At 68.4% G+C, this 20,027-nt stretch carries 21 protein-coding genes; 16 read left to right on the top strand and 5 right to left on the bottom strand.

All coding sequences use genetic code 11. From position 1 onward, the window contains the following. Positions 1-61 precede the first annotated feature (61 nt). Complete coding sequence (locus tag ALI144C_RS37975; protein ID WP_076992096.1) at positions 62-1,054, top strand: response regulator transcription factor; 993 nt, start codon at positions 62-64, stop codon at positions 1,052-1,054. Here ALI144C_RS37975 and ALI144C_RS37970 read toward each other — a convergent pair. Together ALI144C_RS37970 and ALI144C_RS37965 are read right to left on the bottom strand one after the other, a co-directional pair. Then, complete coding sequence (locus ALI144C_RS37970) at positions 1,051-1,554, bottom strand: mycothiol transferase (RefSeq protein WP_076992095.1); 504 nt, start codon at positions 1,552-1,554, stop codon at positions 1,051-1,053. The genes ALI144C_RS37975 and ALI144C_RS37970 overlap by 4 nt on opposite strands. Positions 1,555-1,616: 62 nt before the next feature. Further along, complete coding sequence (locus tag ALI144C_RS37965) at positions 1,617-2,153, bottom strand: TetR/AcrR family transcriptional regulator (protein WP_076992094.1); 537 nt, start codon at positions 2,151-2,153, stop codon at positions 1,617-1,619. A gap of 89 nt (positions 2,154-2,242) precedes the next feature. On the opposite strand from ALI144C_RS37965, the gene ALI144C_RS37960 reads away from it, so the two are divergent. The 4 genes from ALI144C_RS37960 to ALI144C_RS37945 are packed head-to-tail and all read left to right on the top strand — an operon-like array spanning position 2,243 to position 5,750. Beyond that, complete coding sequence (locus ALI144C_RS37960) at positions 2,243-3,151, top strand: TIGR03620 family F420-dependent LLM class oxidoreductase (protein ID WP_076992093.1); 909 nt, start codon at positions 2,243-2,245, stop codon at positions 3,149-3,151. Between the two features lie 34 nt (positions 3,152-3,185). Further along, a complete protein-coding gene (locus ALI144C_RS37955) occupies positions 3,186-4,073 on the top strand; it encodes a metal-dependent hydrolase (RefSeq protein WP_076992092.1) in 888 nt (295 codons plus the stop codon). Then, on the top strand, positions 4,070-5,107 hold the full coding sequence (locus ALI144C_RS37950; protein WP_076992091.1) for a PDR/VanB family oxidoreductase: 1,038 nt from the start codon (positions 4,070-4,072) through the stop codon (positions 5,105-5,107). Before ALI144C_RS37955 ends, ALI144C_RS37950 begins: the two co-directional genes overlap by 4 nt. A 16-nt stretch (positions 5,108-5,123) precedes the next feature. Then, the gene (locus tag ALI144C_RS37945) at positions 5,124-5,750 is read left to right on the top strand and encodes a TetR/AcrR family transcriptional regulator (RefSeq protein ID WP_237774513.1); all 627 of its coding nucleotides are present in this window, start codon (positions 5,124-5,126) and stop codon (positions 5,748-5,750) included. Here the strand turns inward: ALI144C_RS37945 and ALI144C_RS37940 are convergent. After that, positions 5,747-6,340: an HAD family hydrolase gene (locus ALI144C_RS37940; protein WP_076992747.1), complete on the bottom strand. Its 594-nt coding sequence runs from the start codon at positions 6,338-6,340 to the stop codon at positions 5,747-5,749. The two genes, ALI144C_RS37945 and ALI144C_RS37940, sit on opposite strands and share 4 nt — an antisense overlap. A gap of 132 nt (positions 6,341-6,472) precedes the next feature. Between ALI144C_RS37940 and ALI144C_RS37935 the strand changes: the two genes are divergently transcribed. Genes ALI144C_RS37935 through ALI144C_RS37920 form a run of 4 tightly spaced genes read left to right on the top strand, consistent with a single transcriptional unit; the run spans position 6,473 to position 10,862 of the window. Further along, positions 6,473-7,627, top strand: coding sequence for a PP2C family protein-serine/threonine phosphatase (locus ALI144C_RS37935; protein WP_076992090.1), 1,155 nt, complete (start codon positions 6,473-6,475; stop codon positions 7,625-7,627). Then, entirely contained in the window at positions 7,624-9,099 is a 1,476-nt protein-coding gene (locus ALI144C_RS37930) for a sensor histidine kinase (protein WP_076992089.1), read from the top strand. Before ALI144C_RS37935 ends, ALI144C_RS37930 begins: the two co-directional genes overlap by 4 nt. Further along, the gene (locus tag ALI144C_RS37925) at positions 9,092-9,532 is read left to right on the top strand and encodes a response regulator (RefSeq protein ID WP_076992088.1); all 441 of its coding nucleotides are present in this window, start codon (positions 9,092-9,094) and stop codon (positions 9,530-9,532) included. Before ALI144C_RS37930 ends, ALI144C_RS37925 begins: the two co-directional genes overlap by 8 nt. A gap of 46 nt (positions 9,533-9,578) precedes the next feature. After that, the gene (locus ALI144C_RS37920) at positions 9,579-10,862 is read left to right on the top strand and encodes an amidohydrolase family protein (RefSeq protein WP_168211456.1); all 1,284 of its coding nucleotides are present in this window, start codon (positions 9,579-9,581) and stop codon (positions 10,860-10,862) included. A gap of 155 nt (positions 10,863-11,017) precedes the next feature. Here ALI144C_RS37920 and ALI144C_RS37915 read toward each other — a convergent pair whose 3' ends face one another. Then, entirely contained in the window at positions 11,018-11,515 is a 498-nt protein-coding gene (locus ALI144C_RS37915) for a hypothetical protein (RefSeq protein ID WP_076992087.1), read from the bottom strand. Positions 11,516-11,595: 80 nt separating this feature from the next. On the opposite strand from ALI144C_RS37915, the gene ALI144C_RS54915 reads away from it, so the two are divergent. The 5 genes from ALI144C_RS54915 to ALI144C_RS37890 are packed head-to-tail and all read left to right on the top strand — an operon-like array spanning position 11,596 to position 17,075. After that, positions 11,596-12,612 carry a heme/hemin ABC transporter substrate-binding protein gene (locus ALI144C_RS54915; protein ID WP_076992086.1) on the top strand — a complete coding sequence of 339 codons (1,017 nt, stop codon included), beginning with the start codon at positions 11,596-11,598 and terminating at the stop codon, positions 12,610-12,612. Further along, on the top strand, positions 12,609-13,622 hold the full coding sequence (locus ALI144C_RS54910) for a FecCD family ABC transporter permease (protein WP_237774512.1): 1,014 nt from the start codon (positions 12,609-12,611) through the stop codon (positions 13,620-13,622). The genes ALI144C_RS54915 and ALI144C_RS54910 overlap by 4 nt, the downstream gene beginning before the upstream one ends. After that, a complete protein-coding gene (locus ALI144C_RS37900) occupies positions 13,619-14,434 on the top strand; it encodes a heme ABC transporter ATP-binding protein (RefSeq protein WP_076992085.1) in 816 nt (271 codons plus the stop codon). Before ALI144C_RS54910 ends, ALI144C_RS37900 begins: the two co-directional genes overlap by 4 nt. Then, entirely contained in the window at positions 14,435-15,298 is an 864-nt protein-coding gene (locus ALI144C_RS37895; protein ID WP_143231117.1) for a hypothetical protein, read from the top strand. Then, on the top strand, positions 15,291-17,075 hold the full coding sequence (locus ALI144C_RS37890) for an HtaA domain-containing protein (protein WP_083753758.1): 1,785 nt from the start codon (positions 15,291-15,293) through the stop codon (positions 17,073-17,075). The genes ALI144C_RS37895 and ALI144C_RS37890 overlap by 8 nt, the downstream gene beginning before the upstream one ends. On the opposite strand, the gene ALI144C_RS37885 is transcribed toward ALI144C_RS37890, so the two are convergent. Then, positions 17,062-17,853, bottom strand: a complete 792-nt coding sequence (locus ALI144C_RS37885; protein WP_076992082.1) for an SDR family NAD(P)-dependent oxidoreductase — start codon at positions 17,851-17,853, stop codon at positions 17,062-17,064. The two genes, ALI144C_RS37890 and ALI144C_RS37885, sit on opposite strands and share 14 nt — an antisense overlap. Before the next feature lie 180 nt (positions 17,854-18,033). On the opposite strand from ALI144C_RS37885, the gene ALI144C_RS37880 reads away from it, so the two are divergent. Together ALI144C_RS37880 and ALI144C_RS37870 are read left to right on the top strand one after the other, a co-directional pair. Beyond that, positions 18,034-18,615 carry a TetR/AcrR family transcriptional regulator gene (locus ALI144C_RS37880; protein WP_076992081.1) on the top strand — a complete coding sequence of 194 codons (582 nt, stop codon included), beginning with the start codon at positions 18,034-18,036 and terminating at the stop codon, positions 18,613-18,615. A 612-nt stretch (positions 18,616-19,227) separates the two neighbouring features. Further along, positions 19,228-20,027: DUF222 domain-containing protein (locus ALI144C_RS37870; protein WP_168211455.1), on the top strand; the 800-nt coding region annotated here is incomplete at its 3' end.

Raw genomic sequence — 20,027 nt, 5'->3', positions numbered from 1 at the left:
CGGGCGCGTGGGGCGGGAACCATCCCTGCAACAAGGGATTGACCGCACATACGATCGAGTCATGCGCGAGCTCGGGGGACTCGACCCTGACGCGGAGTCGATCGCCGATCTGGGGGAGATCGTGACCGCTGCCGTCGGCAAACACATCCGCCACGACGGGTACATGCTCGTCGCGACGGATCCGGTCGACCACGCGATCAGCCTCTACACCGGTCGGGACGGCTACCGCCCCGGCACGTACCGGAAATGGTTGTCCAACGAGAGCGACAGCCGCGACGAGCACAGCCTTGTCAGTTTGTTCGTGCGGTCCAAGGTGGTCAGCGCTGTCGGCGGCCAGGACGCCGCTCCGGGGCAGCGGAATCGGTTGCGCACGTTGGCCGACGACGGCATCGGCGCGGAGTTGCGCGTCGCCTTGAAGCAGGGGCGCCGGACATCCGGCTTCCTGATCATGGTTCGCGAGTCCGGCCGCGCGCCGTTCAGCGCGGGCGACATCGCCGCGGCCCGGGCGATGACCGGGGCTTTGGGTGGGGCGTTGCAACGGTTCGTCATGGGACAGCCGATCGGCGCACTGCGGGCTCCGCTGCCGCCAGGGGTGGTGGTGGTCGACGCGCGCGACGAGATCACCGTCTGCTCGCCCAGCGCCTACCGGTGGATGGAATTGCTGTACGCCGATGTCGCGACGGATCCGGAAGTCCGGTCCGGGTGGGCGTTGAGCGAGATCGCCGTCGCCCGCCTGATGGGCGGGCACGCTTCGAACCGCCAGCCGACCTCAGCGGGGTGGGCCTGCTGTCACACCGAGATCCTTCCCGACGGCGGGGCTGTGATCACTTTGCGGGCCGCGTCGGTCGACGAGCGGCTGCCGGTCGTGTCGAGGTGGTTCGACGTCACGCGGCGGGAGGAGACGGTCATCGGCCACGCCTTGGCCGGGTTGCCCATGAAGCAGATCGCCCGCAGGCTGGAACTGTCCGCGCACACCGTCAACGACCACTTCAAGGCGATCTACCGGAAGCTCGGCGTCCGCGGGCGGGACGAACTGGCGGCCGTGTTCGGCTAACGGCCCAGCAGTCCACGCAGGAACGCGGCCTGGCCGACGTGCTGGAGGTCGTCGGAGATCACGCTGATCAGCCGCACGGCCAGCGTGACCGGCGGATCCCACGCGGTGTCGACGACTCGGGCGTGGTCCTCGTCGGTCAGTGTTTCGAGGTAGCCGACGGTCTGCTCGTGGGTGGCGTCGTGGTAACCGGCCAGGAGGTCCGCCGTGGACCGGACTTTCGCCACTTGATCGGCCGTGTGGCCGTAGCCGGTGTCGGTCTCCGCCAGCGGCAGGCCGAGGCGCTCGGCCCAGCCTTCCTCGATCCACACCTGGGCGGTGCCCGCCGCGTCGGCGATGTGGTCGTCCTGGACGCGGGTCAGGTGCCAGATCAGCCACCCGATCGAGTTCGCCTTGTCGTTCACGCGGTGGGCGAGGTCGTCCGGGGTCAGCCCGTCCAGCGCCGCGTGCACCTCCTCGCGCACTCGGCCGAACGCGTCGACGAGCAGGTCCGTGCTTGTCATTGTCGTCCTCTGTGGATCTCGTTGGTTCCTTGGGCCGACCGTACCGAGTGGGTACGACAGTTTCAGGGGTTGATGCCTTCGACCAGCAGAGTTATGAACCTGTCCACGTTGTCCGGGCCGTGTTCGTTCGCCCACGAGATGGACGCGGTCAGCAGCAGGAGTTCGTCGGGCTCGAGGTCCGCGCGGACGGTTCCGGCCTGTTGGGCTCGTGCCAGGAGGCGTCCGCCCGCCTCCCGCATGGCGTGGCAGGACGCGTACAGGCGGGACTGCTCGTTGCGCAACGTCGCCACCACGGACGCGGGCAGGCCCTGGTACCGGTTCGACGACTTCACGAACTCCCTGAGCCACTCGATCAGGGCCGCGCGCGGCGATTCGGCGTCGAGCAGTCCGGCGCTGAGTTCGTCCAGTGCCGCGAACCTGTCGTGCAGCAGGGCCTCCAGCAGTGCTTCCCGGGTGGGGAAGTGCCGGTAGAGGGTCCCGATGCCGACGCCCGCGTTGCGTGCGATGTCCTCAAGCGACGCGTCGATGCCGCGTGTGCGGAAGGACTCTTCGGCTTCCGCGAGGAGTCGTTCGTAGTTCCGGCGCGCATCTGCTCGCATTCGCCCTACTCAATCACATTTGCCAAACGGAGGCAGCCTCCGTAAGGTCGGCACAACCGGAGGCATCCTCACCTTATTGGGAGTACGCGGTGACTGAAACCCAGCACGACCTGGGCAAGCTTGGAATCTGGACGATGGCGTTGGACGCCCATCCGGCCGCGGCGGTCCGTGCCGCGGCGGGGGAACTCGACGAGCTGGGCTACGGCGCACTCTGGTACGGCGAGGCGTTCGGCCGGGACGCGATATCCCAGGGCGCTCTGCTGCTCGACGCCACGAAACGCATCGTGGTGGCAAGCGGTATCGCCAACATGTACGTGCGCCATCCGATGGCGATGGCGGCCGCGGAGCGGTCGCTGGGGGAGCAGCACCCCGGCCGGTTCGTGCTGGGGCTCGGGGGTCACCGGGTGCCGGGGCCGCCGCTGTCGCTGGGCGGCTATCGCATCCCCTTCAGCGGCAAGCCCGTGTCGGGAGTGCGTGACTACCTCGACGAACTCGACGAGGTCCCGTTGAGCGGGGTGGCGGCCGTCCGTCCTCGCCGGGTGCTGGCGGCGTTGGGGCCGAAGATGCTGGACCTGGCGGCGGAGCGGACCTGGGGTGCGCATACCTACTTCGTGCCGGTGTCGCATACCGAGATGGCCAGGCAACGCATGGGAGCCGAGGCCTACCTGGCGGTCGAGCAAGGGGTGGTTCTTGAGACGGACGCCGATCGCGTGCGTGAGGTCCAGCGCGCCCATATCGGCCCGTACATGCTGGCTCCGCATCAGCTGAACAACCTGCGCCGCCTTGGCTTCGGCGACGGCGACTTCGCCGACGGCGGCAGTGACAGGCTGCTCGACGCGGTGATCGCGGGCGGCGACCTCGACGTGATCGCCCAGCGCGTGCGTGACCACTTCGATGCGGGCGCGGACCACGTGTGCCTGCAGGTCATGACGGCCACGCCGGGTGAGCTCCCGCTGCGTGAGTGGCGCGAGCTGGCGGCTCTCGTCACGGCGTTGTAGAAGCTCTTCCACGCTTGTTGACGATCTGTCTATCATGACATCCAGTCTCATTGGCGAGCTCGGTCTGGAGGTCACGATGGAACCGGAAAACCTCGCGCTCAGGCCGCGTGACGTGCGGTTCGACTGGGCCGCGCTGCCCGCGCACTGGATTCCGGGCGAGCCGTTCGCCACGCACATGTTCAACGTGATGCACCTGCTGCTGCCGGAAGGCGAGCGCTGGTTCGTCGAGGTCTTCAAGGAGGCGCTGCCGCTGATCACCGACGAGCGCCTCCGCGAGGACGTCGTCGGCTTCATCGGCCAGGAGGCGATGCACGCTTCCGCGCACCAGGGCGCGCAGGACCACCTCCTCCAGCACGGCATCGACCCGGCGCCGTACGTCCGGCAACTCGAATGGTTCTTCCGCGAACGACTCGACCGGCCGGACGGCGGCAGGCGCTGGCTGGTGGCGAGGCTGGCGGTGATCGCCGCGGTGGAGCACATGACGGCGTTCCTCGGGCACTGGGTGCTCAACTCGCCCAAGCTCGACGAGGCCGGGGCGGACGCGACGATGCTGGACCTGCTGCGCTGGCACGGCGCCGAGGAAGTCGAGCACCGCGCCGTGGCCTACGACCTGTTCGCGCACGTCGACGGCGGCTTCGTCAACCGGGTCGCGGCCATGGCGATCGGCTTCCCCGCACTGGTCTGGCTGTGGATCCGCGGCGTGCGCTACCTGATGACCGTCGACCCGCGGTGCAAGGGCAAGGCGCGGTGGCGTGACCTGGTGCGGGCCGGTCGCAAGGGGCTCCTGCCGACCGTGCCGTACCTGGTGGCCTCCATCCTCCGGTACTTCAAGCCGGGCTACCACCCGTCGCAGGAGGGCTCCACGAGCCAGGCCGTCGCGTACCTGGCCAGTTCGCCCGCCGCGCTGGCGGCCGAGCAATGAGTGCCCCGCCTGACCTGTACGGCAGACGGTCGAAGGACCGGATGTGGGCCTTCGCCGCGCGTGCCGTCGACGCTTTCGAAGCCGTCACGAGAAAGCTCGCGGGTGGCGAGGAGCCGCCGCCGAAGCCGGTCGTCAGCCTGAGCACGACCGTGGTCGTGCGCAAGGTCACCCCCGAGGCCGAGGACGTCGTCAGCGTGACGCTGTCCGCGCCGGACTGGTCGCCGCTGCCCGCGTGGCAGCCCGGGTGCCACCTTGACCTGATCCTGCCGTCGGGAACCCGGCGTCAGTACTCGCTGTGCGGCGATCCCGACGACAGGTCGACCTACCGGATCGCCGTGCGCAAGCTGGGCTCGGGTTCCCGGGAGGTGCACGCTCTCGGCGAAGGCGACGTCGTCACGGTCCGGGGCCCGCGCAACGCGTTCCCGTTCATCCAGGTGCCGAGGTACCTGTTCATCGCGGGCGGCATCGGGATCACGCCGATCCTGCCGATGGTCAAGGCCGTGCGGGACAAGGACTGGCACCTGGTCTACTGTGGACGAACCAGGGAGTCGATGCCGTTTCTCGACGAGATCGCGGACCTCGACCCGGCGCGGGTGTGGATCCGGCCGGACGAGGAGTACGGCGTTCCCGTGAGCGGCAAGGAGTTGCTGACGTGGGCGCTGCCCAGCACGCACGTCTACTGCTGCGGTCCGCCGAAGATGATCGCCGGTGTCCGCGTCGACCGGCGGACCGGACTGCACTTCGAGCGGTTCTCCCCGCCGCCGATCGTCGGCGGCCGTCCGTTCGAGATCGAGCTGAGCCGTCGCGGGACTGTGCTGGAGGTCCCGGCGGACCGGTCCGCGCTCGACGTCATCAGGGAGGCCGTGCCCGGCGTCGGCTACTCGTGCAGGCAGGGTTTCTGCGGCACGTGCACCCTGAAAGTGGCCGGTGGCGAGGTGGTGCACCACGACCGCGTGCTGACCGACGACGAACGGCGCGAGAAGATGGCGATCTGCGTGTCACGGGGCAACGGTCGAATCGTGCTGGACCTGTGATGCCACAATGAGCCTGATGAAGACTTCGCGGCGGATGGCGCCGGAGCAGCGGCGCATGCAGCTGCTCGACGCGGCGATCCAGTTGTACGGCACCCGGCCGTATGAACAGGTCTCGATCGACGACATCGCGGCGGCGGCGGACGTCTCCCGCGCGTTGTTCTACCGCTACTTCTCCAGCCCGACGGAGATCTACGTCGCGGCGCTGCGGTCCGCCGCCGACAGCCTGATCGCCCGCTTCGCCGCCCCGGCGGAAGGCCCGCTGCTGGACCAGCTCCGGTCGCTGATCGGCGAGTTCATCTCGTTCGCCGAGACACACGCCGCGGCCTTCGTCGCCCTGCTCAGGGGCGGCTCGGTGGTCGCGACGGCCGAGACCGGCGCGGTCGTCGACGACGTACGCAGGCACGCGGTCGCCGAGATCCTGGCCCGCACCGGGGTGGAGCACCCCTCACCGCTCGGGCTGCTCACGCTGAACTGCTGGACCGCGGTCGTCGAGGGAACGACGTTGACCTGGCTGCAGGAGCGCAACCTGCCGCGTGCGGACCTGGAGAACTGGCTCGTGGACCAGCTTATGGCGATGATCTCGGCAACCGCGAACTACGACAAGGAAACCGCGCAGGTCGTCCGCGAAGTCGTACGTCGCTAGGCCTTCGGCCGGTACGGTCGCACGTCCAACGCCGCCATCCCGGCGCGTTCGGCGGCCGTCATGCCCACGTCGGTGTCCTCGAGGACCAGACACGCCGCAGGTGGGACGTCGAGCAGCTCGGCCGCGCGCAGGAACAGCTCGGGCGCGGGTTTGCCGTGTGTGACCTCGTCGCGTGTCACCACTACGTCGAACAGCGGCCGCAATCCGGTCGCCGCCAGCAGGGGATCCACGACCGGACGCGAACTCCCCGTCGCGACCGCCAGCGGGAACCGGCCCTGCGCCCAACGGGCGAACGACGCCACCACCTGGATCTCACGCACCTGGTGGATCCCGGCCAGCGTTTCCCGTTCGCAGATCTCCCGCAGCGACCCGACGGGCACGTCGGGGTCGAGGAGTCCTTCGGCGACCAGCAAAGCGCACCAGTCGACGAACCCCGTGCCCTCCGGCGCGGACGGCATGTCCCCCGGATGGATGCCTTGGGTTTCGAACGTCGCGAACAGGGCGCGGCGGTTGTTCGCCTTGGTGTCGACGAGTGTGCCGTCCAGGTCGAAGATCAGTGCGCGGACACCGGGAACACGTTCGGTTCGCATCGCGAGCGACTCCACCGGATCGACCTTAGTGTGGGCATGACCGACCCGTAAGATGATCGCCGGTTCGATTCGGGTCAGAGACCAGGGGGCCGTGTGGACGTTCTGGACGCGCCGCCGGGAGCGGGCCAGCCGATGCGGGTGCTCCTCGTCGAGGACGACGACGCCGACGCCTTCCTGGTCGCCGAACTGCTCGCGGAGCGGTCCGACCAGATCGTGATGCACCGGGTCGAGACCCTGGCCCACGCGCTCGGCTCGCCGGTGCGCGTCGACTGCGTCCTGCTGGACCTGCAACTGCCCGACGCGGTGGGGCTCACGGCCGTGACCAGGCTGCGCCAGCACGCGCCGGGGACAGCGGTGGTCGTGCTGACCGGGCAGCACGACGAGGCCGTCGGGATCGCGGCCGTGGCCGCGGGCGCACAGGACTACCTGGTGAAGGACCAGGTCGACGGTCGGCTGCTGGTCAAGGCGCTGCGGTACGCCTGGGAACGCAAGCGTGCCGAAGAGGCCGAGCGGCAGTTGTGGCAGCAGCGGTTGGTGGCTGACGAGAACCGCCGCCTTGAGCGTGGGTTGCTGCCCGCTCCGCTGCTGACCGACCCCCGTGTCACGCTGGTCGCGCGTTACCGTCCCGGCCGTGGCGAATCCGTGCTGGGCGGGGATTTCTACGACGCCGTGGAACTGCCGGACGGCACGTTGCACGTGGTCATCGGCGACGTCAGCGGGCACGGCCCGGACGAGGCCGCGCTCGGTGTCGCGGTGCGCATCGCGTGGCGGTCGCTGGTGGTCGCGGGCCTGCCGACCAACGAGATGCTGCGCGCGATCGAGATCGTGTTGCGGCATGAGCGGATCAAGCACAGCTTCGTCACGGTGTGCGCGATCAGCATCGCCCCGGACAGGAGGTCGCTGCGGATGCGGCTGGCCGGCCACCCGCCGCCGCTGCTGATCGACGGTGACGACGGCGAACTGCTGCCGTTGGACCGCCTCGGGGTCCCGCTCGGGCTGCTGCAGGACGCCTCGTGGCAGGCGGTCGACGTCGACCTGCCCGAAGCGTGGTCGTTGTTGCTGTACACCGATGGCGTGTTCGAGGGCAAGGTAAGGGGCCAGACGGATCGGCTCGGCCACGAGAACATGGCGCGGCTGGTGCTGACCGACCTGCGGGCCAACCCTGACTGGCGCACGCGGCCGGAAGCCGTGCTCGACCGGTTGATCGCGGCGGTCGTCGACCTCAACGACGGCCCGCTCGACGACGACGTGGCGCTGGCCCTGCTCAGCCACCACGACCTCCGATGAACACCCTGCGCCGCTGGGTGGTGCTGCTGATCGTGCTGGAGGCGGTCGTGCTCGCGGCGGCGGTCGTCGGTGGCGTGGTCGGCCTGACCCAGCTCGGCGAGGCGCGCAGCCGGGTGGTCGACCAGATCGACCCGGAGCTGATCGAGCAGCGCGAGCTGGAGACCTCGCTGCTCGAACAGGAAACCGGCCTGCGCGGTTTCCTGCTGACCGGGCGGCCCGATTTCCTCACGCCGTACCGCGAAGGCCGCGTCCAGCAGGACAGGGCCGTGGCCGAGATGCGCAGGCTGGGTGCGACCGACCGGACACCGGCGGGCACGGACCTCGCCGTCGTGCTGGCCAAGGTGGCCGAGTGGCGGGCGACGGCCGAGCGGATGATCACGACTCCCGGCGACCCGGCGGCGGTCGAGACGGGGAAGGCGCAGTTCGACGAGGTACGTGCGGCGCTGAACACCCAGCGAACCAATCTGACCGCCGCACGAGCGGCGGACCGCCAGACGTTGCAGCGTTCGGCCGTCCTGCTGCCGGTCGTGTTCGCCGTCATCGTGCTGTTGCTCGTGATCCTGTTCGTGGTGCTGGCGTTCGGTTTCCACCGCCGGGTCGCCCGCCCGGTGTTCTCGCTGGCCGAACAGATCCGGGCCGCGACCGACGACATCGACCACGTCATCCCACCGGGAGACGGCCCGAGCGAGCTCAAGGAACTGGCCAGTGACGTGGAAGCGTTGCGGCAACGGCTGGTCACCGAGGTCGCGTCGCTCGCCACGCGGACGCGGGAGCTGCAGCAGTCCAATTCGGACCTCGAACAGTTCGCCTACGTGGCGTCGCACGACCTGCAGGAGCCGCTGCGCAAGGTCACCAGCTTCTGCCAGCTGATCCAGCGCCGCTACCAGGGCCAGCTGGACGAACGCGGCGAGCAGTACATCGAGTTCGCCGTGGACGGTGCCCGGCGGATGCAGGTGCTGATCAACGACTTGCTCGCGTTCTCCGGCGTCGGCAGGCACACCGCCGAGCCCACCGACGTCGACATGGCCGACGTGGTCCGCGCCGCGCTGGACAACCTGGAGCAGCCGATCGAGGAAACCGGGACCGAGGTGGCGTTCGCCGGGCTGCCGGTGGTCCGCGGCGAGGCCTCGCTGCTGACCACAGTGGTCCAGAACCTCGTCGGCAACGCCATCAAGTTCCGCGGCCACCAGCCGCCGCGGATCGCCGTCGAAGCGGCAAGGCAAGGCGACGAGTGGGTCTTCTCGGTCAGCGACAACGGGATCGGCATCGAGGCCGAGTACGCCGACCGGATCTTCGTGATCTTCCAACGGCTGCACCCGCGTACCGCCTATCCGGGCACCGGAATCGGCCTGGCGATGGCCCGCAGGATCATCGAGGACCACGACGGCCGGATCTGGCTGGACACCTCGGCCGCCGACGAGCGCACGACCTTCCGTTTCACACTGCCCGTCAGGGAGAACAACGATGCCTGAACAGCTGCGCCCGATCGACATCCTGCTCGTCGAGGACGACCCGGGTGACGTGCTGATGACCCGTGAGGCGCTGGCTGACAACAAAGTCCACAACACGCTGCACGTGGTCAACGACGGCGTCGAGGCCATGCGGTTCGTGCGCAGGCAACCGCCTTATGAGGACGTGCCGAGGCCGGGCCTGATCCTGCTCGACCTCAACCTGCCGCGCCGCAACGGGCAGGAAGTGCTGGCGGAGCTGAAAAGCAGCGACGACCTGCGGACGATTCCGGTGGTGATCCTGACCACCTCCGAAGCGGAGGAGGACGTCCTGCGCAGCTATCAGCTGCACGCGAACGCGTACGTCACCAAACCGGTCGACTTCGAACAGTTCGTCGCCGCGGTCCGCCAGATCGACGACTTCTTCCTCACGGTGGTCAAGTTGCCGCACACGTGAGTAGCGTGGAGGTCCACCGAACTGTTCTTGGGGGATCGAAATGTGCTTGTCCCATGTTGTCCCGACATCGGCCGTCAGCCGCCGGACCGCGCTCGCGGCGGGGCTGGCGGTCCCCGTCGCGCTTGCCGGGACGGAGGCGACGGCCGCGCAGGACGCGTTCGTCGTCGCCAACGTGCGGATCTTCGACGGCAAACGGGTGATCGACCGCGGTCACGTGGTGGTGTCCGCGGGCCGGATCGTGTCGGTGCTCGACCGCGGCGGGGTGCCCGCGGGACTGCGGGTGCACGACGGCAGAGGCAAAACGCTGGTGCCGGGCTTCATCGACGGGCACGTGCACCACACTGACGCGAACCGCACCGACGCGCCGCGGTTCGGCGTCACCACCGAACTGGACATGGTCAGCGACCCGACCGTGCACGGTCGGTTCAAGCAGCAGCGCAGGTCCTACGCGGCGACGGCGAATTCGGACCTGTGGACGGCGGGCTGGTGGGCGACCGTGCCGGGCGGCCACGGCACGGGAACCGGAACTGTGTTCCCCTTGGTCGAGCCGGGCACCGACCTCGCCGAGTTCGTGGCGGCGCGCCGGTCCGAGGGCTCGGACCACCTGAAGCTCGCCCTGGAGGACAGGAATCTGGCGACACAGGAACAGATCCCCGTACTGACGGCCGAGCAGACCACCAAACTCGTTGCCGCGGCCAGGAAACTCGGCATGCCCGCCGTGGCACACGCGACCGCGCAGCGCATGGCCCAGGTCGGGTTGCGGGCCGGAGTGACCGGTCTCGTGCACTTGTTCGCTGACGAGGTCGTGTCGGATGAGACGGTCGCGTTGGCACGCCGGACGGGCGCGTTCGTCAATCCCACGCTGACGCTGTGGAGCGCGTTCGAATCGGCGGCCAACCCGGCGACCAACGCGGTGGTCAAGGACCAGCGTGTCGCGCCGTACATCTCCGCCCGGCAGCGCGCGTTCCTCGACGCGCCTTGGGGTTTCGAACGTCCCGGCTTGGCCACCGCGTCGCGCAACGTCAAGATCCTGCACGACGCGGGCGTACCGATCACCGCGGGCACGGACTCCGGGATCCCCGGCATCGCGCACGGCGTCAGCCTGCTGGTCGAGTTGGAACTGCTCGTCCGCGCGGGACTGACGCCGTGCGAGGCCTTGACGGCGGCCACCACGACACCCGCGTCGATCTACGGGTTCGCTGACCGCGGCCGGATCCGCCAGGGCCTGCGCGCCGACCTCGTGCTGGTCGACGGCGACCCGACGAAGGACATCACCGCGCTGCGGGGTGTCGCGGAGGTGTGGAAGAACGGCGCGCCGATCACTCGCTGAAGAAGGCTGAACGCCTTGTGGAGACCAAGTAAGACCTCGCCCGCCAGCCGAGGGGAACAGGTTCATTTCAACCGTCTACTTCAGACTTGCGACCCGCGGGCGCGGCCGCCACGCCCTTGACCATGCGTGGCGGCCGCGGAGGGGTGTTCAGCCGGTCAGCTCCAGGAGACCGGGATGAACACGTCGAAGCTGCGGTCCCCCAGACCGATGTGGTCGCGCTTGCTGACGATCGCGCAGGTCACCTGGGTGCAGTCGAGCCGCGAGCCGGACTGGGTGATCCTGATCTGGGTGGTGAAGCTGCCGTCCGCCGCGATCGGGGTGGACGGGTTGGTGCCGATCGGGGTGTTGGTGACCCAGGCCGACGGCCCGACTCCGCTCCCGCCCTGTCCGTCGCCACCTTGGCATGGCGTGGGGTTGTCGCCGTAGCGGAAGTCGTCGGGCACCTGGCAGAGCGCGACGTAGTAGCCCTTCTTCGGGTCGTAGCCCGTGCCGGTCACGGTGATCGTCTCGCCTGCCGGGTCGAGGTCGGTGGCGTTGGACGCGGACAGGGTTCTGCCGTTGTGCGAACCCGAACCCGGGGCCGCTGACGCCGGGGTCGCCAGCGCCAGGACGGCGAACGCCGTGGTTGCCAGGGTGAGTGACTTGCGAACCATGAACAGCCCTTCTTGAGGCAGTCGGACCGTGGTGGGAGCCGGGCTAGATTATTAGGTAAGCCTAAGCTAATGTCGAGTCCGTGTTCAGATGGCTCCTCGCGCTGGCGATCCTGGTCGCAGCGGGCTGTTCCGCGCCTCCGGCAAGCACTTCACCCCAGACACCCACCGAGGGCAATGGACCAACCACCGCGGTTGTCGCGCGGCCGGACATCGTGCCGATCACTCCCGCGCCGCAACCGAACCTGCCGGTCACGGTCACCGACAACCAAGGCACGAAGGTGACCGTGACCAGCGTGGACCGCACCCTCGCCTTCGACACGTACGGCACGCTCGCCGCGACGGTCTTCGGCCTCGGCCTCGGCGACAAGGTCGTCGGCCGCGACACGTCGACGGGTTTCCCCGCAGCCAAGCACCTGCCCGTCATCACGGCGAACGGCCACCAGCTCAACGCCGAGGCGATCATGGCGCTCCGGCCGACCGTCGTGATCACGGACACCACGCTCGGCCCGTGGGACGTCGTCCTGCAGTTGCGCGATTCGGGAATCCCCGTCGTGGTCACGGATTCCAAGCGCACGATCGACAACGTCGACGACATCGCCCACCAGGTCGCCGCCGCGCTCGGCGTGCCGGACGCGGGCGCGCGGCTGGTCGAGCGCACCACCAAGGAGATCACCGAAGCCAAGGCCGCGATCGCCAACCGCGCCAATCCGGAGCACAAACCGCGGATCGTTTTCCTGTACCTGCGCGGCCAAGCGGGGGTCTACTACATGTTCGGCCGGGGCAGCGGAGTGGACTCGTTGATCGACGCGGTCGGCGGTGTCGACGTCGCCTCCGAGGTCGGCCTCGACGGGATGAAGCCGGTCAACCCGGAAGCGCTGGCGGGCGCGCGCCCCGACGTGATCCTGGTCATGACGAAGGGGCTGCAGTCCGTCGGCGGTGTCGACGGCATCCTGCAGCTCCCCGGCGTCGCGCAAACGCCTGCGGGGCAACGCAGGCGTGTCGTCGACATGGACGACACGCAGATACTCGGCTTCGGCCCGCTGACGGCGAACGTGCTCGACGCGCTGGCCACGGCGCTCTACGGAGACGTCAAGTGAAGATCCGGGTCGTCGTGTTGTTCGCGGCGCTCGTCGTCGGTGTGGTCGTGATGGCACTGGTGTCCGCGTCCGTCGGGCAGTTCCCCGTGCCGCTACGCGAGGTGATCGCCTCGGCGTTCGGCGGCGGCGCGGCCGATCCGGCCGCCCAGTCGACGCTGTGGAACATCCGGTTCCCCCGCGTGCTGATGTCGCTGCTGGTGGGCGCGGTTCTCGGGGTCACGGGCGCGCTGATGCAGGGAATCTTCGGCAATCCGTTGGCCGAACCCGGAGTTGTCGGGGTGTCGTTGGGTGCCGCGGTCGGGGCGTGCCTGACGATCGTGTTCCAGATCAGCTTCCTTGGCCAGTTCACCACTCCGGCCTTCGCGTTCACGTTCGGCCTCGCCACGACCATGGCGGTGTACACGCTGTCTCGTGCACGCGGCAAGACCGAAGTCGTCACCTTGCTGCTGACCGGGATCGCGGTCAACGCCGTCGCCGGTGCCGCCATCGCCTTCCTGACGTTCCTCGGCGACCAGCAGGCACGCGAGCAGATCGTGTTCTGGCAACTGGGAAGTATCGCCGGTTCGCGCTGGCCCTACGTGTGGACGGTGATCCCGCTGGCCGCCGCCGGGCTCGTGATCGCGATGCTGTTGGCGCGCCGGATGGACCTGCTGTCGCTGGGCGAACGTTCCGCGCGGCACCTCGGCGTGAACGTCGAAGCGCTGCGGGTGGTGGCCATCGTGCTCGTCGCGCTGATGGTCTCGGCGGCGGTGTCGTTCACCGGGGTGATCGCGTTCGTCGGGCTGGTCGTGCCGCACGCGATCCGCATGGTCGTCGGGCCAGGGCACCGGGTGTTGCTGCCCGCCAGCGCGTTGGGCGGTGCTTTGCTGCTGGTCTCGGCTGACCTGCTGGCGCGTGGCCTGATCCGGTTCGTCGACCTGCCCATCGGGATGCTGACCGCGCTGGTGGGCGGTCCGTTGTTCTTCTTCCTGCTGCGCCGCACCAGAAGACGGGCAGGTGGCTGGGCATGAGAATGGGCAAGCGCATCGAGGTACCGGAGCGGCTGGAGCACGGCAAGGAAGCGCTGCGCGCCGACGGCGTGAGCGTCCGGTTGGGCGGCCAGCCGGTGCTCAGGGACGTCGCGCTGCAGTTGCGGGCCGGTGAGGTGCTCGCCCTCGTCGGCCCGAACGGCTCGGGGAAGTCCACGCTGCTCAGCGTGCTGGCCGGGGACGTCACGCCGGACAGCGGCGGGGTCTGGATCGGCGGCAGGACGATCGCCGATTGGTCCACTGTGGAGCTCGCGCGGCGCAGGGCGGTGTTGCCGCAACGGATCACGCTGTCGTTTCCGTTCACGGTCGGCGAGGTCGTCCGGATGGGGCGCACGCCGTGGGGTCCGGACGACGACGAGGACGACAAGGTCGTCGACGAGGTCATGGCGCTGACCGAGACGACCGCGTTCGTCGAGCGTGACTTCAACTCGCTGTCGGGCGGCGAGCAGGCTCGTGCCGCCTTGGCGCGTGTCCTGGCCCAACGGACCGGGATCGTGCTGCTGGACGAACCGACGGCGGCGCTTGACCTGAAACACGCCGAGTCCGTGCTGGCAATAGCCAACCAGGGCGCGGCGGCGGGCGACGCGGTCCTGGTCGTCCTGCACGACCTCGGTTTCGCCGCCGCACACGCCGATCGGATAGCGGTCCTGTCGGACGGCCGGGTGGTCGCGGACGGGCAGCCTGCCGAGGTGTTGACCGAGGGCCTGCTCAGCGAGGTCTACCAGCACCGGGTCGAGGTGTTCGGCCATCCGCGCACCGGCCGACCGGTCGTCATGCCCTATCGGGAGGGATGAATGAGAACACGAGCAGGAGCACTGACTTTGGCGTGCACGGCGGTGTTCGGCCTGGTCATGGCTGGGCCTGCCGAGGCGCAGAGCGCGGTCGTGACCGTGTCGCCCGCTGCCGCGGACCCGGCGTACGCGACCTCGCTGACCGTGCAGGGCCGGGGTTTCCAGTCGGTCAGGAACGGCCACGGCGGGATCTACGTGTTCTTCGGCTGGGTCTCGGATCCGGCAGGCGGTGCCTGGCGGCCGAGCAAGGGTGGCGCGAGCGGCGTCACCTTCCGGTACGTGCAGGACAAGGAAACCAAGGACAACAACGGATACCAGCGTTTCGTCGCCTTCCCTGGCAGCGACACCGCTTCGTCGGCCAACGGCGGCACGATCGCCGACAACGGTACTTGGAGTACCAAGCTCACCATCCCCGGCGCCAAGTTCAAGACCGCCGACCGGTCCGGCGCTGTGTCCGAAGTGGATTGCCTGCGGACGCGGTGCGGTGTGATCACGGTCGGCGCGCACGGCGTGGTGAACGCCAACAACGAGACCTTCACCCCGGTGAGTTTCGCTGTCCCGAACCAGCAGCCCGCACCACCACCCCCTCAGAAGGCGACGACACCGGCAACACCACCACCGGCCGTCACCACGACGACACCGCCACCGACGACCACGTCGACGACGGCGGTGACAACGTCCAATGTGGAAACGACGAGTCCGGACCAGACACCGCAACCGGCCGCGCAGAGCCAACCCCTCGGCTCCGGCGACGGACCGAACCTCTGGCTGATCATCGGGATCCCGGTGCTCGTCCTGGTGGCGGTGGGTGGCCTGGTGGTGTCCCGTCGGCGCCTCACCGCAAGGAAAGAGTCAAACGATGAGTAGATTGAGGCGGGCGGGTGCGGCAGCGCTGGGGGCGTTGCTGCTCGTCGTGGCATCGCCCACGGCCTCCGCCGCCGACGCGCCGACACCCAGGGTCTCGCTGTCCAGCAGCAGCGACCTCGACCCGGCCGGGCAGCCGGTCACTGTCACCGGAGCCGCCTTCGACCCGAAGTTCGGCGACGGCAAGGGCTACGGTGTCCGCGTCGGCCCGCGGCGAACCGGCTGGCGCGGGACGGACAAGACGCCGTTCACCCAGTTCAGCAAGCTGCTCAAGGAGAACTGGGTACCCGGCATCACCCTGAAGCCGGACGGCACCTGGCAGGCCACGATCAAACCCGCGGCGAACTACACCGCGGGCGACGGCGAGGCGATCAGTGCCGCGAAAGAGCAGATCTACCTGATGATCTTCCCGTGGGACAACCCCGACACGTCCCGCGACATCGTGATCCCGTTGACCTTCAAGGGGATCACCACACCCGCGCCGGTCGATGGCGCGTTGGCGTGGGGGTTCAAGGGGGCGTGGCGCTCCTACATCACTGGCGGTGGCACCATCACGCCGAGCCAGGGCGCCACCTACGACACCTCCGGTCAGGCGCCCTACCCGTATTTCTGGCCGTTCAAGACCGCCAGCTACGACCCGCGTACGGGCAGGGGCGAGGTGCAGCTCACCGGGAAGGTCAACTTCTCGTACGAGGCGCACACGATCTGGGACTACGGTCTGGCCAACCCGAAGGTCGTGATCAACCCGGACGGCAAGGGCGTGCTGTACGCGACGGTCAACTACGCGCTGTTCGGCACCAAGACGCAACCGAAGGACGTGTTCGGGCCCCAGCAGATCCCGTTCGCGGACCTGGAGTTCGACGGCAAGCCCGCGGTGTCCGGCAAAAAGGTCACGGTCAAGATCAAATCGGCCGTGTTGACCGAGGAGGGCGGCGCGACACTGGCGGCCGGGGGCTACAAGAAGGGCACTCCGCTCGACACGGGGACCTTGGCGTTCACCGCCGACATACCGTCAGCCTGTGAGGCGAACGGCGTCTACACCAAGGGCAACCTCCTGTGGGGCTTCAAACGCAGCTTCCGCAACTACGTCGGCGGTGGCAAGGGCAACAGCATCACGGCGTCGGGTGGTGCCGTGATCACCGACATCGACGTGCAGGCGAACCCGAACGGGGTGGCGACCGGTCTGCACCAGTACCCGTTCAGGTCCGCCCAGTTCACCTCGGAGACCAAGTTCGACACGTCGTTCGGCGGGACGATCACCTTCAGCTATCCGGCCCACGACGACTTCACCGTCCAGATCGGCAATCCCCGCGTCGTCGTGGACGGCAAGGCCGGTTCGCTGTTCGCGGATGTGGAGCTGACGGCGAACGCCGGTGGGCAGGGCAAGCCGACCAAGCAGACCGGTGTCGAACTGGCGAAGCTGAACTTCGAGTCGGCGAAGACGTCGTCGGCCGACGGCGTGTTGACGGTTTCGGGTGTCGCGGCGACGCTGGCCAGCGATGACGCGTTCGCCGGGTACTACTCGAAAGGCGAGAAACTCGATGACGCGACGGTCACGCTGGGAGCGGAGTGTTCCTCGCTGCCCGCCGCGGCGAGCCAGTCGGGCGGTAGCGGCGGTGGTGCGTCAGGTTCGCAGGAGGACCTGGTGCCCGCATTGAACTTCCGGCCCCCGTTGGCCAACACCGGATCGGCTCCGTTCGGCCTGGTGGCCACGGGAGTCCTGCTGGTGCTGTCCGGGGCCTGGCTGGTCCACTTCGGACGGAGGGTCAGGCGGTCTTGACGACGCCGCCGTCGATCAGGTAGTCGACGCCGGTGATGTTGTTCGGCGCCGCGGCGAACACGACCAGTTGGGCGACTTCCACCGGTGTGCTGACGCGACCGGTGGAGACGCCCATGCCGTTGAGCGCGTTCTCCTGGAACTGCTGGTGCGAGATGCCTTCGCTGCGCGCGACCTTGGCGATGTAGCCGTCGTCGTCGACCCAGACGCCGGTGCTGACCGGGCCGGGGGAGACGGTGATCGCCCGCACGCCCTGGCTGCCGAACTGCTCGGCGGTGATCTTGGTCAACGCGTTCAGCGCGACCTTGGAGACGTTGTAGTTGACCGGGCCGCCGCCGACCAGCCGCGCCCCGATCGACGACACGTTGACCACGACGCCGCGGCGCTCGATCAGGCTCGGCAGTGCCGCCCTCGTGGCACGCAGAGCGCTGTAGAAGTGCAGGTCGAACGCGCTTTCCCAGGCGCTGTCCGGCAGCGTGAGCAGCGTGTTCGTCGCGCCTTCGACCAGGCTCTCGGCGTCACCGACACCGACGTTGTTGACCAGGATGTCGATCCCGCCGAGCAGGGCCGCCGCCTCGTCGATCAGCCGCTTCGGACCGTCCGGAGTGGACAGATCGACGGTGACCGCGTGCGCGCCGGTCTCCTTGAGCTCGGGGGTGATGGTCCGCGAGCCGCTGACGACCGCGACCCCTTCGGCGAGCAGCAGCCGGACGATCTCGAGCCCGATTCCCTTGCTGCCGCCGGTGACGACGGCGGTCTTGCCTGACAACCGCAGATCCACTGAGTTCCTCCCAGAAGTATCGGACCGATCGGTCCGGACCGTTCGGTCCCTATCGTGCTGGAGGTGGCGAGTTCATGTCAACCGATCCCTGCGTATTCCCGTTTTCGGTCACCGGCGAGGTGTGCGACGGGTGCCCGGTCGGACTGGGTGGTCCGGAACGTGATCGGGTAAGGTGCGAGCATGCCTCGTAAGTCAGATCCGGGGGCACGGGACCGCATCCTCGACGCCGCCTGCCGGCTGTTCAACGCGCACGGCGTGCACGCCGTGGGGATGCAGCAGATCATCGACGAGGTCGGGTGCGGCAAGAACCTGCTGTACCGCGAGTTCCAGACCAAGGACGACCTGGTGGCCGCCTACATCCGGCGCGGCAGGCGCGAGTGGCTGGTCAACCTCGAGGAAACGGAGCGGCAGGTCAGCGGCCCGGCGGACCAACTGGTGGCCCTCGTGGCGAAGGTGGCCGAGGAGTCGACCACGCCCGGCTTCCGCGGCTGCTTCATATACAACGCTTACGCGGAGTTTCCGGAAGCGGATCACCCTGTGAACATGGCGGCGGCCGAGAACCTGGAGCTGATCAGGGAGAGCCTTTTCGGTCTCGCGAAGCGTACCGGCGCGGCCGACCCCCGCACCCTGGCCGACCGGCTGCTGCTGATCATCGACGGCTTGAAGGCCAACGGTGCGGCTATGGGCAAAGCGGGTACGGCGGCGGCCGCGGTGACTTTCGCCGAGGAAACGATTCGGGCCGCCTTGCGGCCGATCGGTTGATTCTGCGCCGGTGTATCCGACGGTGTGCCGTGAAGGCCACTTGACCGGCATCGGAGGCCCCTGAAGTTCCCCTCGCGACGGGGCCACCGGGGTGTGGCAGCGGTTGCACGAGACGTTAGTGGCCGGGCTGAACGCGGCCGGGAGGCTGGACTGGTCGCGGGCGGTGTTCGACAGCTCGGCATGCGCGTGGGGCGACTTGCCGCCGCCCCGACGCGCTTTACGCCGACCGTGCCTACGACTGTTAAGAACTCTATGGTGACGCACAACGGCTGGTAGGTAACCAACACAGTGCACCCAGCGCCGGAAACCGAACCCCTGGCCGGAAACCGCACTCCAACGCAACCAACAGCGCAAAGCAATCAGACATTATCCGTGAAAACCAGCCCCAGCGACAAGCAGGCCACAAGTAGGCAGACCGTAACTCAACCGTGGCCACCGCTGGAAAAAAAGCACTGTTTCCGATAAACTGGACCTATGCCCGAACAGCTCGCTGTTCCATTCCGCCCAGTAGGTCAACCACCACACATTCCACTCGCCGAGATGACACGGGATCAAGTTCTTGACTATGTGGTGGACCGTCACCGACGACGTAACCAAATCGACGGCGAAATCGTGCAAGCGTACGCCCGGTTCGCGGAACTAACCCCGCCACAACGCAGCGGAATCACGATCGGAGACGGCGCGGCAGAAGAGATCGCGGTGGAATTGTCTCTCAGCCCGAACACCACCGCCAAACACCTGCACGAGGCCCATGAATTGGTGACCCGCCTGCCGGGGACGGTGTCAGCGCTGACCACCGGCGAGATCGACGTCATGCGGGCCAAGGCCGTGCGGGAGTACACCGCCGAATTGGACGACGACCAGACCGCACACGTGGAGAAGCGGGTGTTGGCGGGCGGGAAGCAAGAGAACCTGACCCGGTTCAAGCACGTCCTGCGGCGGGAAGTCATCCGGGCGGACCCGCAGGGCGCTGAACAGCGCCGGTTGGCGGTGAAAGCGCAGCGGGATGTCACCCGATGGCACCGGGCCGACGGGACCTCGAGTCTCACCGTCCACTTGCAGCCACACGAGGCGGAGTTGGCGTACCAGCACATCAACCTGCTCGCCGGACACGCCACAGGAACAAGCCGGAACCTCGCGACGGCGCGGGCTGATGTGTTCATGGACCTGATCAGCGGCAAACAGGTCGACCGGCCGTCGGTGAGTGTGCACGTGGTCGTGCCGATGACCACGTTGATGGGATTGAACCAGCAACCCGGAGAGATCAGCGGGATCGGGCCCATCACCGCCGAGTACGCGCGAGAACTGGCGCGGAACGCCACCTGGCGACGGGTGATCACCGACCCCACCGGGCAGGTGCTGGAAGTGTCTCGGCGACGGTTCGCCTCACCCGGGTTGACCCGGTTCGTCCA

The organism is Actinosynnema sp. ALI-1.44, assembly GCF_001984155.1.
Lineage (GTDB): Bacteria > Actinomycetota > Actinomycetes > Mycobacteriales > Pseudonocardiaceae > Kibdelosporangium.
This window is presented reverse-complemented; position numbering and strand designations above follow the sequence as displayed.

Bases quoted from the DNA above. Each gene is read 5' to 3' on its own strand.
- ALI144C_RS37975 (WP_076992096.1), top strand. From the start codon at position 62: ATGCGCGAGCTCGGGGGACTCGACCCTGACGCGGAGTCGATCGCCGAT.
- ALI144C_RS37970 (WP_076992095.1), bottom strand. From the start codon at position 1,554: ATGACAAGCACGGACCTGCTCGTCGACGCGTTCGGCCGAGTGCGCGAG.
- ALI144C_RS37965 (WP_076992094.1), bottom strand. From the start codon at position 2,153: ATGCGAGCAGATGCGCGCCGGAACTACGAACGACTCCTCGCGGAAGCC.
- ALI144C_RS37955 (WP_076992092.1), top strand. From the start codon at position 3,186: ATGACATCCAGTCTCATTGGCGAGCTCGGTCTGGAGGTCACGATGGAA.
- ALI144C_RS37950 (WP_076992091.1), top strand. From the start codon at position 4,070: ATGAGTGCCCCGCCTGACCTGTACGGCAGACGGTCGAAGGACCGGATG.
- ALI144C_RS37945 (WP_237774513.1), top strand. From the start codon at position 5,124: ATGAAGACTTCGCGGCGGATGGCGCCGGAGCAGCGGCGCATGCAGCTG.
- ALI144C_RS37940 (WP_076992747.1), bottom strand. From the start codon at position 6,340: ATGCGAACCGAACGTGTTCCCGGTGTCCGCGCACTGATCTTCGACCTG.
- ALI144C_RS37935 (WP_076992090.1), top strand. From the start codon at position 6,473: ATGCGGGTGCTCCTCGTCGAGGACGACGACGCCGACGCCTTCCTGGTC.
- ALI144C_RS37930 (WP_076992089.1), top strand. From the start codon at position 7,624: ATGAACACCCTGCGCCGCTGGGTGGTGCTGCTGATCGTGCTGGAGGCG.
- ALI144C_RS37925 (WP_076992088.1), top strand. From the start codon at position 9,092: ATGCCTGAACAGCTGCGCCCGATCGACATCCTGCTCGTCGAGGACGAC.
- ALI144C_RS37915 (WP_076992087.1), bottom strand. From the start codon at position 11,515: ATGGTTCGCAAGTCACTCACCCTGGCAACCACGGCGTTCGCCGTCCTG.
- ALI144C_RS37900 (WP_076992085.1), top strand. From the start codon at position 13,619: ATGAGAATGGGCAAGCGCATCGAGGTACCGGAGCGGCTGGAGCACGGC.
- ALI144C_RS37895 (WP_143231117.1), top strand. From the start codon at position 14,435: ATGAGAACACGAGCAGGAGCACTGACTTTGGCGTGCACGGCGGTGTTC.
- ALI144C_RS37890 (WP_083753758.1), top strand. From the start codon at position 15,291: ATGAGTAGATTGAGGCGGGCGGGTGCGGCAGCGCTGGGGGCGTTGCTG.
- ALI144C_RS37880 (WP_076992081.1), top strand. From the start codon at position 18,034: ATGCCTCGTAAGTCAGATCCGGGGGCACGGGACCGCATCCTCGACGCC.